The organism is Xanthomonas sp. SHU 199, from assembly GCF_000364665.1.
GTDB classification, from domain to species: Bacteria; Pseudomonadota; Gammaproteobacteria; order Xanthomonadales; family Xanthomonadaceae; genus Xanthomonas_A; species Xanthomonas_A sontii.
In genome coordinates this window covers 1-15,234 of the sequence record NZ_AQOI01000645.1, presented here as the reverse complement: position 1 = coordinate 15,234, position 15,234 = coordinate 1, and the positions used below count along the sequence as shown (strand labels likewise).

The 15,234-nt window shown below is 70.2% G+C and carries 13 protein-coding genes; 11 read left to right on the top strand and 2 right to left on the bottom strand.

Features of this window, described 5'->3' with window-relative positions; all coding sequences use genetic code 11:
* A partial coding sequence (locus D183_RS0118555; protein ID WP_026144635.1) for a hypothetical protein occupies positions 1–404 on the top strand: 404 nt, incomplete at its 5' end.
* Positions 405–603: 199 nt separating this feature from the next.
* Here D183_RS0118555 and D183_RS0118550 read toward each other — a convergent pair.
* Both D183_RS0118550 and glmS read right to left on the bottom strand, forming a co-directional pair.
* A complete protein-coding gene (locus tag D183_RS0118550) occupies positions 604–1,077 on the bottom strand; it encodes a hypothetical protein (RefSeq protein ID WP_017910320.1) in 474 nt (157 codons plus the stop codon).
* 104 nt (positions 1,078–1,181) lie between these two features.
* On the bottom strand, positions 1,182–3,014 hold the full coding sequence (gene glmS, locus D183_RS0118545; RefSeq protein ID WP_017910319.1) for a glutamine--fructose-6-phosphate transaminase (isomerizing): 1,833 nt from the start codon (positions 3,012–3,014) through the stop codon (positions 1,182–1,184).
* Between the two features lie 241 nt (positions 3,015–3,255).
* Here glmS and D183_RS0118540 point away from each other — a divergent pair, with 241 nt between their 5' ends.
* The 10 genes from D183_RS0118540 to D183_RS0118495 all read left to right on the top strand — a co-directional run.
* Positions 3,256–4,524: an efflux RND transporter periplasmic adaptor subunit gene (locus D183_RS0118540; RefSeq protein WP_017910318.1), complete on the top strand. Its 1,269-nt coding sequence runs from the start codon at positions 3,256–3,258 to the stop codon at positions 4,522–4,524.
* A 120-nt stretch (positions 4,525–4,644) separates the two neighbouring features.
* Positions 4,645–5,370 carry an ABC transporter ATP-binding protein gene (locus D183_RS0118535; RefSeq protein ID WP_017910317.1) on the top strand — a complete coding sequence of 242 codons (726 nt, stop codon included), beginning with the start codon at positions 4,645–4,647 and terminating at the stop codon, positions 5,368–5,370.
* A gap of 13 nt (positions 5,371–5,383) precedes the next feature.
* Complete coding sequence (locus D183_RS0118530) at positions 5,384–6,712, top strand: ABC transporter permease (protein WP_039728603.1); 1,329 nt, start codon at positions 5,384–5,386, stop codon at positions 6,710–6,712.
* 10 nt (positions 6,713–6,722) lie between these two features.
* Positions 6,723–7,958, top strand: a complete 1,236-nt coding sequence (locus D183_RS0118525) for an ABC transporter permease (RefSeq protein ID WP_026144633.1) — start codon at positions 6,723–6,725, stop codon at positions 7,956–7,958.
* Positions 7,959–7,970: 12 nt separating this feature from the next.
* Positions 7,971–9,293: an ABC transporter permease gene (locus tag D183_RS0118520; protein ID WP_017910314.1), complete on the top strand. Its 1,323-nt coding sequence runs from the start codon at positions 7,971–7,973 to the stop codon at positions 9,291–9,293.
* 15 nt (positions 9,294–9,308) lie between these two features.
* Positions 9,309–10,523, top strand: a complete 1,215-nt coding sequence (locus tag D183_RS0118515; RefSeq protein WP_017910313.1) for an ABC transporter permease — start codon at positions 9,309–9,311, stop codon at positions 10,521–10,523.
* A gap of 12 nt (positions 10,524–10,535) precedes the next feature.
* Complete coding sequence (locus tag D183_RS0118510) at positions 10,536–11,846, top strand: ABC transporter permease (RefSeq protein ID WP_017910312.1); 1,311 nt, start codon at positions 10,536–10,538, stop codon at positions 11,844–11,846.
* A 14-nt stretch (positions 11,847–11,860) separates the two neighbouring features.
* Positions 11,861–13,084: an ABC transporter permease gene (locus tag D183_RS0118505; RefSeq protein ID WP_232757308.1), complete on the top strand. Its 1,224-nt coding sequence runs from the start codon at positions 11,861–11,863 to the stop codon at positions 13,082–13,084.
* A gap of 13 nt (positions 13,085–13,097) precedes the next feature.
* Positions 13,098–14,393, top strand: coding sequence for an ABC transporter permease (locus D183_RS0118500; RefSeq protein ID WP_017910310.1), 1,296 nt, complete (start codon positions 13,098–13,100; stop codon positions 14,391–14,393).
* Between the two features lie 46 nt (positions 14,394–14,439).
* Positions 14,440–15,234, top strand: a 795-nt coding sequence (locus D183_RS0118495) for an ABC transporter permease (RefSeq protein WP_017910309.1), incomplete at its 3' end; no start/stop codon positions are given.

Sequence of the window (15,234 nt, the reverse complement as noted above, 5' to 3'; positions counted from 1 at the left end):
CCCGCCGGTGGCTCGGCCTGGCAGGCATCGCCTGCCTGGCCGTGCTCGCCGCTTGCGCATGTTCGACCGCCATGCAGCAACGCCCTCTGCTGCCGGACGGCACCCACGCGGCTGCCGACGGGCAGGACGCCAACGCGGCCAGGGCAGTGATCGTCTACTTCGATCGCAGCGGCGACGTCGAGCAGACCAAGCGCCGCATCAGCGCGGCGGCGGCGGGCTGGCATGCCCCGCTGCTGTACACGCTCGACCCCGTCGGCGCCATCGTGTTGGGGGTCCCGACCGGGAAGACCGCCGAGCGCCTCATCGCCGACGTCGGCGCCATCGCGGGCGTGCTGATGGCGGTACCCGATGGCCAACAGCAACTGCAGCAGGACGCGTCGTCGCCCCCTTCGTCGGTGCGGTAGCCAGCGGGCCGATGCCAGGGGCGCCCGCGCCTGCGGGCGAGCGCGCTGGATGGCCTGGACGCGTCCGCGCGCGCCGGTGCGGCCGTCTCCAGCAGGCGCGGCGCTGTCGGTTTCCAGGATCGGCCACGACAGGCGTCATGGCAATGCCCGCCACGGCCGAAGCCGCTGCTACAACACGGCTCCCGCAAGAACGCTTCAGCTAGGCGTGCAGCGCCGCCTGCAACCCCGCCACCTCGTGCCGCGGCGGGCGCAGCGCCCCCAGCGTGCCGACCAGTTCGCGGTAGCTGCGCGCGAGCTGCGCGAACAGCCCCGCGTCGCTGTCGCGGCTCTCGGCGACTTCGGCATAGGCGCCGCGGCCCAGATCGATGAAGTAGTCCACGCTGACCCGACGTCGCGCCGCCACGCCAGGGAACAGCCCGGCGATCAGCAGGCAACCGTCGCCGACCTCGCGCAAGGCGTCGGCACGCGCACGCCCCACCTGCTCCTGCGCATGCAACCACGCAAGGGCCTGGATGCGCGCCAGCAACTGCGCGTCGCGCTGGTAGCGCAGCAACACGAACACCAGATAGTGCTCGCGCGATTCGTCCAGCGGCCGGCCCAGGCGCTGCCCGGCCTCGTGCACCAGCGCCTGCCACAGCTCGGCCGGCGCCCCCTGTCTGAAAGACTCGTACATGCGTCCTCCTGCGTGGTGGGAACCCTCGCAGGAAGCTTATGCATAACCCGGACCAATGCGCTGGCAGCCGGCCATGGCGCCTGCCAAGCCAGCGGTGCGGCGACTTACTCCACCGTCACCGACTTGGCCAGGTTGCGCGGCTTGTCCACGTCGGTGCCGCGCGCCAGCGCGGTGTGGTAGGCCAGCAACTGCACCGGCACGGTGTGCAGCACCGGGCTGAGCACGCCGGCGTGGCGCGGCGTACGGATCACGTGCACGCCTTCGGACGCGTTGAAGTTGCTGTCCTGGTCGGCGAACACGAACAGCTCGCCGCCGCGCGCGCGCACTTCCTGCATGTTCGACTTCACCTTCTCCAGCAAGGTGTCGTTGGGCGCGATCACCACCACCGGCATGTTGGCGTCGACCAGCGCCAGCGGGCCGTGCTTGAGCTCGCCGGCCGGATAGCCCTCGGCGTGGATGTAGGTGATCTCCTTGAGCTTGAGCGCGCCTTCTAATGCGATCGGGTAGTGCAGGCCGCGGCCGAGGAACAGCGCGTTGTGCTTGTCGGCGAAGCGCTCGGCCCACACCGCGATCTGCGGTTCCAGGTTGAGCACGTGCTGCACGCTGCCGGGCAGGTAGCGCAGCTGCTCCAGGTACTCGGCCTCCTGTTCGGCGCTCAGCCGCCCGCGGCGCTTGGCCAGCACGCAGGTAAGCTGGAACAGCGCCGCCAACTGGGTGGTGAAGGCCTTGGTCGAGGCCACGCCGACCTCGGCGCCAGCGCGGGTGTACAGCACCATCGCACTGGCGCGCGGGATCGCGCTCTCGGGCACGTTGCAGATCGACAGGGTCTTGGTATGGCCCAGCGCCTTGGCGTACTTGAGCGCCTCCATCGTGTCCAGGGTTTCGCCGGATTGGGAGATGGTCACGATCAGCTGCCGCGGATTGGCGCAGGCATCGCGGTAGCGGTACTCGCTGGCGATCTCCACGCTGCACGGCAGCCCGGCGATGCCCTCGATCCAGTAGCGCGCGGTCAGCCCGGCGTAGTAGCTGGTGCCGCAGGCCAGGATCTGCACGCCGTCCACGTCGGCCAGCAGCGCCTCGGCCTTGCTGCCGAACAGCGTGATGTCGAAGCCGCCTGCGTCGAACAGCGCCTCCAGCGTGTCGGCCAGCGCGCGCGGCTGCTCGTGGATCTCCTTCTGCATGAAGTGGCGGTACGGGCCCAGCTCCAGCGAGGCCAGCGACACGTCGGACACGTGCGGCTCGCGCTGCACCGGCTGGTCCTGCGCGTCGTACACCTGCACGCCATCGCGGCGCAGTTCGGCGGTGTCGCCCTCTTCCAGGAAGATCACCCGGCGCGTGGCCTGGATCACCGCCGAGACATCCGAGGCGATGAAGTTCTCGCCCTCGCCCAGGCCGATCAGCAGCGGGCAGCCCATGCGCGCGCACACCAGCAGGTCCGGACGCGACTTGCTCACCGCGGCCACGGCATAGGCGCCGGTCAGCTCCTTCACCGCCGCCTGCAGCGCGCCGAGCAGGTCGCGGCCCTGGGCGATGTAGTGGTGGATCAGGTGGGCGATGACCTCGGTATCGGTCTGCGATTCGAACACGTAGCCCAGCGCGGTCAGGCGCTCGCGCTGCTGCTCGTGGTTCTCGATGATGCCGTTGTGGACCAGCGCCAGGTCGCCATGACTGACGTGCGGGTGCGCATTGGCCTCGGTGACGCCGCCATGGGTCGCCCAGCGGGTGTGGCCGATCCCCAGCGGCGCGTGCAGGCCTTCGGCCAGCGCGGCGCTCTCGGTCTCGGACACGCGGCCGGTACGGCGCACGCGGCGGACCTGCCCGTCGGCGATGGCGGCGATGCCGGCCGAGTCGTAGCCCCGGTATTCCAGGCGCTTGAGCCCCTCGATCAGGACCGGAACCACATCGCGATCCGCGATCGCACCGACGATACCGCACATAGCCACGCCCTTCGCCGAAAAGTCCGCCATTCTAGCGAAGTCCGCTGAATGTCTCGCCGCTGTCCGCTGCCGGACACAGGGCGTGTCACCCATTCCCGAGCATGCCCCACCCTGGTGTCCGCGAACGTGTCCGCGGACACCCGGACACCTGTCCGCGCCGTCCGCACCCATACAATTCAACGACTTGCAGTTGGCACGCATCGTGCTGTGAAGTCCCCATCCTCACCGCTGCGACCGTCCGATGATCCGTGACACCTCCGCCCAGGACCAGGTTCTCGCCCGCCCCCGCTCCGCGGCCTGGCGCCGCTGGCTGTGGCCCGGGCTGATCGCCGCGCTGGTGCTGCTGGGCATCGCCTTCGCCGCGCGCGGCTGGATCGCCGGCAGCCGCTCGTTCGACGCGCAGCGGGTGCGCATCGCCACGGTGACCCGCGGCGACCTGGTCCGCGACATCTCCGCCGACGGCCGCCTGATCGCCGCCAACAGCCCGACCCTGTACGCGATCTCTGGCGGCACGGTGACCCTGAAGGTGGTCGCCGGCGACGTGGTCAAGCAGGGCCAGGAGCTGGCCGAGATCGACAGCCCGGAACTGCGCAGCAAGCTCGCCCAGGAAGAAGCCACCCTGGCCGGCCTGCAGGCCGAGGCCGGTCGTGCCGACCTGGACGCGACCCTGGCCCGCGCCAACGCCAGCAAGCTGATCGACCAGGCACAGATCGAGCGGCAGGCGGCCAGCCGCGACCTGGAGCGCTACCAGCGCGGCTATGAAGGCGGCGCGGTGCCGGCGGTGGAGCTGGCCAAGGCCCAGGACACCCTGAAGAAGGCCGACATCGCGATGAGCCATGCGCAGAAGGATTCCGGCCTGCAGGCGCAGGGCGCCTCGCTGGACGCGCGCAACAAGCGCCTGCTCGCCGAGCGCCAGCGCGCGGTGGTGGCCGAGGTGCAGCGCCAGGTCGACCTGCTGACCCTGCGCTCGCCGTTCGACGGCCAGGTCGGCCAGGTGCAGGTCTCGCAGCACACCAACGTCGCCGCCAACGCGCCGGTGCTGAGCGTGGTCGACCTCTCCAAGTTCGAACTGGAGATCAAGGTGCCGGAAAGCTTCGCCCGCGACCTGGCGATCGGCATGCCGGCGCAGTTGACCAGCGGTGCCGGCGAACCGTTCGCCGGCGCGATCTCGGCGGTGTCGCCGGAAGTGGTCAACGGCGAGGTCAACGCGCGCATCCGCTTCACCGACAAGCAGCCGCCGGGCCTGCGCCAGAGCCAGCGCATGAGCGCGCGGGTGCTGCTGGATACTCGCAAGAACGTGCTCAAGCTCGAGCGCGGCCCGTTCGTCGAACAGTCCGGCGGCCGCTACGCCTACGTCATGGACGGCGACTCGGCGGTGCGCCGCCCGGTCGAACTCGGCGTCACCAGCCTGGGCGAAGTCGAAGTGCGCTCGGGTCTGCAGCCGGGCGACCGGGTCGTGGTCTCCGGCAGCGACCTGTTCGGCGATGCGCCGCAGGTGACGGTGCATTAGGAGCCGGGAATCGGGAATGGGGATTGGTAAGCCCCTCTCGTTTTCTTCTCCTGGCCGCCGCTTCGAATCTCGACATCCCTAATCCCCAATCCCCGCTCCACCACCACAGGAACTCACGCCATGCTCGAAATGCGCTCCGTCTCCAAGGTCTTCCGCACCGAACAGGTCGAGACGCATGCGTTGCGCTCGCTGGACCTGCATGTCCGCGAGGGCGAGTTCGTCGCCGTCACCGGGCCGTCGGGTTCGGGCAAGACCACCTTCCTCAACATCGCGGGGTTGCTGGAAACCTTCACCAGCGGCCAGTACCTGCTCGACGGCCAGGACGTCAGCAACCTCAACGACGATGCGCGCTCGCGCATGCGCAACCAGAAGATCGGCTTCATCTTCCAGGGCTTCAACCTGATCCCCGACCTCAACCTGTTCGACAACGTCGACGTGCCGCTGCGCTACCGCGGCATGGGCGCGGCCGAGCGCAAGCAGCGCATCGAGGAGGCGCTGAGCCGGGTCGGGCTGGGCTCGCGCATGAAGCACTATCCGTCCGAACTTTCGGGCGGCCAGCAGCAGCGCGCGGCGATCGCCCGCGCCCTGGCCGGCAGCCCGCGCCTGCTGCTGGCCGACGAACCGACCGGCAACCTCGACTCGCAGATGGCGCGCGGGGTGATGGAACTGCTGGAGGAGATCAACGCGCAGGGCTCGACCATCGTCATGGTCACCCACGACCCGGAACTGGCCGCGCGCGCGCAGCGCAACGTGCACATCGTCGACGGCCAGGCCACCGACCTGCAGCGCGAGCCGGTGCTGGTGCAGGGCGGCGCGGCGGCGGCGTCCGCCAACGATCACCGCTGAGACAGGCCCTGCCATGTCGCTGCCGTATGCCGTGGAACTGGGATTGCGTGGAATGCGTCGGCATCCGCGCACGGTGTTGCTCGCCGTGATCACGCTCGCCCTGGGCCTGGCATCGGTGATGACGATGCTGACCTTGCAGGCGATGCTGTCCGCCGATCCACTGCCCGGCCTCAGCCAGCAGCTGTACCTGGGCTGGGTGGACTCGCGGCAGATCGCCCGCCAGGACGACCCCGACGCTGGCGAGCCGCCTCAGGCGCTGTGGAAGCTGGACGATGCCACGGCATTCATGGCTACGCTGCCGCAGGTGCGGCAGGCGGCGCTTACGCTGAGCACGTTCGACGTGAGCGACCAGGCACGCACGCGCCACCAGCAGGCCTACGCGATCAGCGCGCTGGGACCGATGCCGGCGCTGTTCGGCCTGCCGCTGCGGTCCGGCCGCTACTGGACGGACGCAGAAGAACGCAACCGTGCGCCGGTGGCCATCATCAGCCACGCGCTCAGCCTGAAGCTGCTGGGCAGCGAGAACGGCGTCGGCCGGCAGATCCGACTGGGCAAGCAGCTGTTCCAGGTCGTCGGCATCAGCGACGACTGGAGACCGCGCCCGGCCTTCTACTTCCTCAATGGGCCGGAAGCGGCCTGGCAGCAGTATCCGCTGGAGGTGTTCGTTCCGGCACGGGCGGCCCTGGACGCGGACGCCAAGCCGGGATTCGTCCAGGACTGCGACGACACCGGCCACGCCGGCGTGCGCTTCAACGAACTCGACCTCGGTGCCTGCCGCTGGCTGATGCTCTGGGCGCAGTTGTCCACCCCCGTGCAGGTAAACGCCTACCGCGATGCGCTGTCCGCGTTCGCGCAAGCGCGCCATGCCGATGGGGTTTTCCAGCGCGCGCCGCAGGTCGCCTTGTACGGCGTGGCCGAGTGGCTTGCGCGCAACCGCGTGGTCCCGGACAGCGTGCGCCTGAACGTCTGGCTGGCGCTCGCGCTGCTCGGGCTGTGCATCGTCAATGTCGCCGGCCTGCTGGCCGCACGTTTCCTGCGCCGCTCCGCCGAATTCGGCGTGCACCGGGTCCTGGGCGCCCCGCGCGCGGCGGTGTTCGTCCGCTGCCTGACCGAAGCCGGCGCGATCGGCCTGTTGGGCGGCGTGCTGGCATTGCCGGCCACGCTGTTCGGCCTGTGGATCGTGCGCATGCAGGCGGAGACCTACAGTGACCTGGCACGCTTCCAGCCCAGCCTGTTCCTGGCGATGGTGGCGCTGGCGATCGGCACCGGCCTGCTGGTCGGCCTGCTCCCGGCGTGGCGTGCAGCGTTGCTGCAACCGGCGCTGCAAGTGAAAAGCCTCTGAGGGCCCGTCGATGCCACTGCGCCCCTATCTCTCACCCCTGTTGCGGCATCCGCTGATGCCGCTGCTGGTGATCGTGCAGACCGTCCTGGCCTGCGCGATCCTGACCAACGTGCTGTTCCTGCTGTGGCAGAAGCTGGCGCCGATGCTGGTCCCGGACGGCATCGCCCGCGATGAGGTCATCCTGGTCGACCAGGTGATCAATGGCCAAGGCGGCTGGAAAGCGCCGCAGATCCGCGCCGGCACCGACACGCTGCGCCGCATCCCCGGAGTCACCGCGGTCTCGCCGACGATCGGCCTGCCAATGAGTTCCTCCATGGTCATGGTCGGCCGCGTCGCCGGCCCTGCGGCGACCGAGCGCGTGAGCCTGCTGGTCGGCGACGACCTGATCGATGCGTTGGGCCTGGACCTGGTGGCCGGACGCAACTTCAGCGCCGACGAAATGCGGGTCGGCGACCTGCCCGCCGCGACCGCGTCCGACCGCACCACCGCGGTCATCCTCACCCAGGCGCTGGCGCAGCGGCTGTTCGGCTCGCGCCCGGCGCTGGGCGGCGTGCTCACCAACGGACAGGCGAACGCGACCAAGCGTTTCGTCGTGGTCGGCATCGTCCGCCACCTGCTGCGCTACCAGCTCGACGCGCTGGACGACGGCAAGGCCGAGTACACGATGCTGACGGCGGGCACAGTCACCGGGACGCCGATCCTGACCTACGCGGTGAGGACCGCGCCGGAGCGGCGCGCGGCCGTGATGGCCGAGATCCCGCAACGTCTGCAGCAGTTGTTCGGCGACGCGCTGCTGCGCGGGATCACGATCCGTGCGAACGACTACGAATCCCAGCGCAACGAACGGCTCCAGCCGCGCCGCGCCGCAGTGTGGCTGTTCGGCACCGCCAGTGCGGTGGTCACCCTCATCACCCTGATCGGCATCGCCAGTCTCAGCGGTTTCTGGATCCAGCAGCGGACCCGGCAGATCGGCATCCGCCGCGCCCTGGGCGCCAGCCGCGGCCAGATCCTGCGGCATTTCCTGCTGGAAAACCTGGTGGTCATCGGCAGCGGCGTGGTCCTGGGCATGCCATTGGCCTACATCGCCAATCTCTGGTTGATGCAGCACTACGAGCTGCCGCGGCTGCCCGCCGCCTGCCTGCCGATCGGCTTGCTCGCCCTGTTGCTGCTAGGCCAATGCGCGGTGTTGTCGCCGGCGCGGCGCGCCGCCGCGATCCCGCCCGCCACCGCCACCCGCAGCGCCTGAGCCAAGGACCCCATGTTCCGTTACTACATCCAACTGGCAGTACGCAGCCTGCGCCGCAGCCCGGTGCTCACCGCGCTGATGGTGCTGTCCATCGCCGTGGGCATCGGCGCGGCGATGACCACGCTGACGGTGATGCGGTTGCTGTCCGGCGATCCCTTGCCCGGGCGCAGCCAGCAGATCTTCTTCGCGCAACTCGATCCGCGCCCCAGCAACGGCGCCAACCAGAAGCCTTTCGACAAGCTCGACTACCCCTCGGCCATGGACCTGTGGACGCGCGGGCGCGCCGATCGCCAGGCCATGGTCGCCGAGAGCGAGATCAAGGTGCACGCGGCGGACGGCGCCACCCCGCCGTTCATGACCCAGTTGTTGATGACCCAGGCCGATTTCTTCCCGATGTTCCAGGTGCCGTTCGCCTACGGCAGCGGCTGGCGCGCGCGCGACGACCAGGACCGGGCGCGGGTGGCGGTGATCTCGTCCGACCTCAACGCCAAGCTGTTCCAGGGCCGCAACAGCGTCGGCCGCAGCCTGCTGGTGCGCGGCACGGCGGTGCGCATCGTCGGCGTGCTGGCACCGTGGCGGCCGTCGCCGCTGTTCTACACGCTGGCCGGCGGCAGCTTCGCCCATGGCGATACCGCCAGCTTCTACGGACGGCCGCAGGACGTGTTCATGCCGCTGTCCAGCAGCCTGGAGGTCAACGACGGCCACATCCAGCCGTGGACATGTTTCAGCAAGCCCGAGGCCAACCTGGACCTGCGCAGCGCGCCGTGCGTGTGGCTGCAGTTGTGGGTGCAGTTGGACACGCCGGCGAAGGTCGCCGACTACCGCCGGCTGCTGGCCGACTACGCCGCGCAGCAGCACGCCGCCGGGCGCATCGGCCGCGCCGACACCGCGCGCCTGCTGTCGCTGCCGCAATGGCTGGACCATAACCGCGTGGTGCCGGGCGACGTGCGCCTGCAGAGTTGGCTGGCGCTGGCGTTTCTGGGCCTGTGCCTGTTCAACAGCATCGGCCTGCTGCTGGCCAAGTTCCTGCGCCGCGGCGGCGAGATCGGCGTGCGTCGCGCGCTGGGGGCCTCGCGTCGCGCGATCTTCGCGCAGTGCCTGACCGAGGCCAGCGTGATCGGCCTGCTCGGCGGCGCCGGCGGCTGGCTGCTGACCCTGCTGGGCCTGTGGAGCGTGCGCCAGCAGCCCACCGCCTACGCCGACCTGGCGCATCTGGATCCGACCACGTTCGCCGGCACCTTCGCCCTGGCGATCGCCTGCAGCCTCGCCGCCGGCCTGTTCCCCGCCCTGCGCGCCAGCCGTATCGCGCCGGCCATGCAACTCAAGAGTCTGTAACCGGGGCCCGCGACCATGCAGATCACGCCCATCCTCAGCGCGCTGTCGCGCCATCGCATCGCCGCCGCGCTGATCGCGCTGGAAGTGGCGCTTGCCTGCGCCGTGCTGTGCAACGCCTTCTTCCTGATCGGCAATCGTCTGGAGCTGGTGCACCTGCGCAGCGGCATCGACGAGACCGCGCTGGGCCTGGTGTCGCTGTCCGGCTGCGACGGCTGCAACGCCGCCGACGTCAACGCCCGCGCGCTGGATGCGGTGCGCCGCACGCCCGGCGTGCGCGCGGCAGGTGCCATCAACACCGTCCCGTTCGCGCCGCCGGTGTTCAACAACGGGCTGTGCCTGGACCAGGACTGCGCCCAGGTCGGCGGCGTGCCGCACTTCTACATGGTCAGCCCGGGCGCCGTCGCGGCACTGGCGCTGCAGCCGGACAGCGGCCGCGCGTTCGCCGACGCGGACTACCAGCCGCTCGACAACGGCATCCCGACCGCGGCCGGGGTGTGGATCACGCGGGCGCTGGCCGCGCACCTGTGGCCGGGCCAGGATCCGCTGGGCAAGGAATTCTGGTCCGGCGGCCATTTCCGCGTGATCGGTACGCTGGAGCACCTGGCGCGCCCCGATCCGGGCCGCAGCGAGGATGGCGTGATCGGCAGCGACTGGTCGGTGGTGATCCCGGTGCGCGAGGCCGCGCAGTCCGGCACCTATGTGCTGCGTGCCGATCCGCGCGACTTGCCACGGGTGTTGGCGCAGGCGCGCGCAGCGGTGGCACGGGCGGTGCCCGAGGCGGTGCTGGACAACGCCAACAGCAAGCCGCTGGACGACCTGCGCCAGACGTATTTCCAGAGCGACCGGGCGATGACCGGGCTGCTGGTCGCGATCATCGTCGCGATGCTGCTGGTCACCGCGCTGGGCATCGTCGGCCTGGCCAGCTTCTGGGTGCAGCAGCGCACCAAGCAGATCGGCATCCGCCGCGCGCTCGGCGCCACCCGCCGCGACATCCTGCGTTATTTCCAGACCGAGAATCTGCTGCTGGTCGGCGCCGGCGTGGCCCTGGGCATGCTGCTGGCCTACGGCGGCAACGTGCTGCTGATGCGGGTCTTCGAACTGGAACGGTTGCCGGCCAGCTACCTGCCGGTCGGCGCGCTGCTGCTGTGCGCGCTGGGCCAGCTCGCCGTGCTCGGCCCGGCGCTGCGCGCCGCCGCCGTCGCCCCCGCCATCGCCACCCGCAGCGCCTGACCCGGAGCCCGCATGTTCGCTTACTACCTTCGCCTGGCGCTGCGCAGCTTCGGCCGCAACCGCATCCTCACCGGGCTGATGGTGCTGGCCGTGGCGCTCGGCATCGGCGCTTCGATGACCATGCTGACGGTGCTGCACACGCTCTCCGGCGACCCACTGCCCGGGCGCAGCGCCACGCTGTTCCATCCGCAGCTGGATCCGCGTCCGCGCAACCTGCCCAGCGCCGACCCCGAGCCGCCGGACGAACTGACTTGGCAGGACGCGACCGCGCTGTACCGGGCGCAGGCGGCGCCAGCGCAGACCATGACCAGCGCGAACTGGCTGCCGGTGCGCCAGACCGTGCCCAACAGCCCCCTGCGCATGCTCACCACGCGCGCCGCAACGGCCGACCTGTTCGGCATGTTCGGCATGCGCTTTCTGTACGGCAGCGGCTGGAGCCATCGCGACGATACCCAGCGCGCGCCGGTGGTGGTGCTGAGCCGCAAACTCAACGACGCGTTGTTCGGCGGCGCCGACAGCGTCGGCAAGACCCTCACCATCGCCACCCGCCCGTTCCGGGTGATCGGGGTGATCGACGCGTGGGATGCGCAGCCGCGCTTCTACGACCTCAACTCCGGCGCGTACACGCCGCCGGAAGCGCTGTACATGCCGTTCGAGACCTGGCTGGACCTGCCGCAGGACTATGGCTACGGGCCGATGCAGTGCTGGGGCAAGGACGGCGAGGCCGGCCTGCACGATCCCAAGGCCGCGCAGTGCACCTGGGTGCAGTACTGGGCACGGCTGGACACGCCGGAGCAGGCGCGGCGCTATCGCGCGGCGCTGGAGGCCTACAGCGCGCAGCAGCGCCAGCTCGGCCGCTTCGAACGCGCCCCCAACACCCGCCTGCGCGGCCTGGTCGACTGGCTGGACTACAAGCGGGTGGTGCCGGCCACGGTGCGCATGCAGACCTGGATCGCCTTCGGTGTGCTGCTGGTATGCCTGCTCAATGCGGTCGGCCTGCTGGTCGCCAAGTTCATGCGCAAGGCCGGCGAGATCGGCGTGCGCCGCGCGCTCGGCGCCAGCCGCCGCGCGGTGTTCGCGCAGTGCCTGGCCGAATCGGCGCTGATCGGCTGCCTGGGCGGCCTGCTCGGCATCCCGCTGACCTGGATCGGCCTGTGGCTGGTGCGCCAGCAACCGGTGGCGTACGCGCAGCAGGCGCATGCCGATCCCGCGATCCTCGGCATCGCCCTGGCCGTGGCCACGCTCTCGGCGCTGGCCGCCGGCCTGTGGCCAGCCTGGCGCGCCTCGCGCATCGCCCCCGCCCTGCAGGTGAAATCGCTATGACCCCGCTGCCTCCCGTGCGTCCCATCCTGTCCGCATTGGGCAGCCATCGCGCCGCGGTGGTGCTGATGGCGCTGCAGATCGCCCTGACCCTGGCGGTGCTGTGCAACCTGGTGTTCATCATCGCCCGCACCTACCAGCGCGTGCAGACCCCGACCGGAGTGATGGAACAGGATATCGGTCTGATCCAGAGCATCAGCGTGGTCGGCGAACCGGGCAGCGTCAGCAGCGTCGGCCGCAGCCTGGACCTGCTGCAGGCGGTGCCCGGCGTGGAAGCGGCGGCGTTCGGCACGCCGCCGCTATGGGGCCCGCCGCAGGCGCAACTGTTCCTGCAGCCGCAGGCCACGCAAGCGGTCGCCCGTGCGCGCCTGTTCCTCGGCAGCCAGGGCCTGAACCGCACGCTGGGCATCCGCATCGTCGCCGGTCGCGACCTGCGCGATGCGGAGCTGACCGGCGCCTCGGACCTGTTCGGTGCGCCACCGGAGATCGAGCGGCGCCTGCCGGCGCTGATCACGCCCTCGCTGGCCGCGAAACTGTTCCCCGGCGCGTCGCCGCTGGGGCGCACCCTCTACACCAGCACCTTCAACCAGCCGGTGCGCCTGGCCATCGTCGGGGTGATGGCGCCGGTGCGCGGCGACATCACCGGCCACGACGACGATGCCGATGCACTGCTCACCGAGATCCGCATCGGCAGCGAAGGCTGGGGCGGCGGCTACGTGATCCGCAGCACGCCGGGGCAACTGGCGCAGGTGCTGCCGCGCGCGGCCGCGGCGATGCAGCGCGCCAACCCGACCTACGTGCAGCAGCGCGTGAGCACCATGCAGGAGCTGCGGACCGACTACTTCAAGAGCGACAGTGCGGTGGCGCGGATGCTGCTGGCGATCATCCTGATCCTGCTCACCGTCACCGCGCTGGGCATCGGCGGCCTGGCCAGTTTCTGGGTGCAGCAGCGCACCCGGCAGATCGGCATCCGCCGCGCGCTCGGCGCCACCCGCGGCGACATCCTGCGCTACTTCCAGACCGAGAACCTGCTGATCGTCGGCGCCGGCGCGCTGCTCGGCGCGGTGCTCGCCTACGTCATGAACCAGTGGCTGATGCAGCGCTTCGAACTGGAGCGGCTGTCTTCGCCGACCGTGCTCACCGGCATCGTCGCGGTGTGGCTGCTCGGCCAGCTCGCCGTCCTCGGCCCGGCCCTGCGCGCCGCTGCCGTCCCGCCCGCCACCGCTACCCGCAGCGCCTGACCCCGGAGCTCCCATGTTCGGCTACTACGTCCGCCTCGCCTTGCGCAGCTTCCGCCGCAACACCGTCCTCACCGCACTGATGGTGCTGGCCATCGCCCTGGGAATCGGCGCCAGCATGACCACGCTGACCGTGTTCTACGTGCTCTCCGGCGACCCGATCCCGCAGAAGAGCGACCGCCTGTTCTACGTGCAGGTGGATGCGCAGCCCAAGTCCGGCTACCAGCCGGGCGAGGAACCGGATTCGCAGAACACCCGTTTCGATGCCGAGGCCCTGCTGCGCGAGAAGCGCGCCAAGCGCCAGGCGCTGATGACCGGTGGCAGCGTGGCGATCGAACCGACCAAGAGCGGCCTGAAACCGTTCAAGTCGGAAGTGCGTTTCACCTCCGCGGACTTCTTCCCGATGTTCGACACGCCGTTCCAGTACGGCCACGGCTGGACCGGCACCGAAGACGAGCGCCACGACCGCGTGGTGGTCATCAGCCGGAAGCTCAACGAGAAGCTGTTCGACGGCGCCGACAGCGTCGGCCGCGAACTGCGCATGGACCAGAACACCTTCCGCATCGTCGGCGTGCTCGACACCTGGGAGGCCAAGCCGCGCTTCTACGACGTCACCAACACCTATGGGTCGGACGAACAGGCCTATCTGCCGTTCTCTGTGGCGATGGACCTGAAGATGGACCGCAACGGCAGCATGAACTGCTTCGGCGACAGCAACGGCGACCAGACCGCGCTCAATGCGCCCTGCACCTGGGTGCAGTACTGGGTGGAACTGGAAAGCCCGGCGCAGGCCGCCGACTACAAGGCCTACCTCGAGAACTATTCGGCCCAGCAGCGCGCCGCCGGCCGCTTCCAGCGCCCCAACAACGTGCGCCTGCGCAACGTCATGCAGTGGCTGGACCACAACGAAGTGGTGCCCGGCGACGTGCGCCTGCAGCTGTGGCTGGCGATGGGCTTCCTGCTGGTGTGCCTGCTCAACACCGTCGGCCTGCTGCTGGCCAAGTTCCTGCGCCGCAGCGGCGAGATCGGCGTGCGTCGCGCGCTGGGCGCCTCGCGCGGGGCGATCTTCGCGCAATGCCTGGTGGAGGCCGGCGCCATCGGCCTGGCCGGCGGCGTGGCCGGCCTGGGACTGGCCACGCTCGGTCTGTGGGCCGTGCGCCAGCAGCCGGCCAGCTACGCCAAGCTGGCGCACCTGGACCCGAGCATGCTGGCGCTGACCTTCGCCATGGCGGTGGGCGCCAGCCTGCTCGCCGGCCTGCTGCCGTCGTGGCGCGCCATCCAGGTGGCCCCCGCCCTGCAGCTCAAGTCCTGATCCTGCGCGCCCTGCGCCTTCCACGCATTCTCACAAGGTCATCGCCATGGATATCCGCCCCATCCTGTCCACCCTGCGCCGGCACAAGACCGCCGCCGCGCTGATCGTGCTGGAGATCGCCCTGGCCTGCGCGATCGTGTGCAACGCGCTGTTCCTGATCGGCAACCGCATCGAGACGTTGCACCGGCCCAGCGGCATCGCCGAGTCGGAACTGGTGACGATCTCGCTGGGCGGCATCGGCCAGCAGGTCAACGCCGCTGCGCGCACCCGCGAGGACCTGGCCGCGTTGCGCGCCGTACCCGGCGTGCGTAACGCCACCCTGCTCAACCAGGTGCCGTTCGTGCACTACTCCTGGAACACCAGCCTGTCGCTGACCCCGGACCAGGAGCGGCCCACCCTCAACGCGGCGCAGTACATGGCCGAGGAGGGCACGCTGAAGACCCTGGGCCTGAAGCTGGTGGCCGGTCGCGATTTCGCGCCCGACGAGTACATGGATCTGGAAGCTGCGCAGACCGACAAGCGGATCCAGGAGAAGGGCACCGCCATCATCCTCAACCGCGCCACCGCGGAAAAGATGTTCCCGGGGCAGAACGCGCTGGGCAAGACCGTGTACACCGGGCCGGTGGGCGCCCGCGTGGTCGGCATCGTCGAGACCCTGGCGCGGCCCACCGCCGCCAGCGGCCTGGCCGAGATCGACTACGCGATGCTGCTGCCGTTTCGCCTGAGCTACACCGACGGCCTGTACGTGCTGCGCGTCACCGACCCGGCGCGGCGCCAGGAAGTGCTGAACGCGGCGACCGCGGCCTTGATGAAGGTCGACAGCAGCCGGCTGGTGCTCAAG

Coding starts and splice junctions, on each gene's coding strand:
- D183_RS0118535 (WP_017910317.1), top strand. CDS start 4,645: ATGCTCGAAATGCGCTCCGTCTCCAAGGTCTTCCGCACCGAACAGGTC.
- D183_RS0118540 (WP_017910318.1), top strand. CDS start 3,256: ATGATCCGTGACACCTCCGCCCAGGACCAGGTTCTCGCCCGCCCCCGC.
- D183_RS0118550 (WP_017910320.1), bottom strand. CDS start 1,077: ATGTACGAGTCTTTCAGACAGGGGGCGCCGGCCGAGCTGTGGCAGGCG.
- D183_RS0118500 (WP_017910310.1), top strand. CDS start 13,098: ATGTTCGGCTACTACGTCCGCCTCGCCTTGCGCAGCTTCCGCCGCAAC.
- D183_RS0118520 (WP_017910314.1), top strand. CDS start 7,971: ATGTTCCGTTACTACATCCAACTGGCAGTACGCAGCCTGCGCCGCAGC.
- D183_RS0118510 (WP_017910312.1), top strand. CDS start 10,536: ATGTTCGCTTACTACCTTCGCCTGGCGCTGCGCAGCTTCGGCCGCAAC.
- glmS (WP_017910319.1), bottom strand. CDS start 3,014: ATGTGCGGTATCGTCGGTGCGATCGCGGATCGCGATGTGGTTCCGGTC.
- D183_RS0118515 (WP_017910313.1), top strand. CDS start 9,309: ATGCAGATCACGCCCATCCTCAGCGCGCTGTCGCGCCATCGCATCGCC.
- D183_RS0118530 (WP_039728603.1), top strand. CDS start 5,384: ATGTCGCTGCCGTATGCCGTGGAACTGGGATTGCGTGGAATGCGTCGG.
- D183_RS0118525 (WP_026144633.1), top strand. CDS start 6,723: ATGCCACTGCGCCCCTATCTCTCACCCCTGTTGCGGCATCCGCTGATG.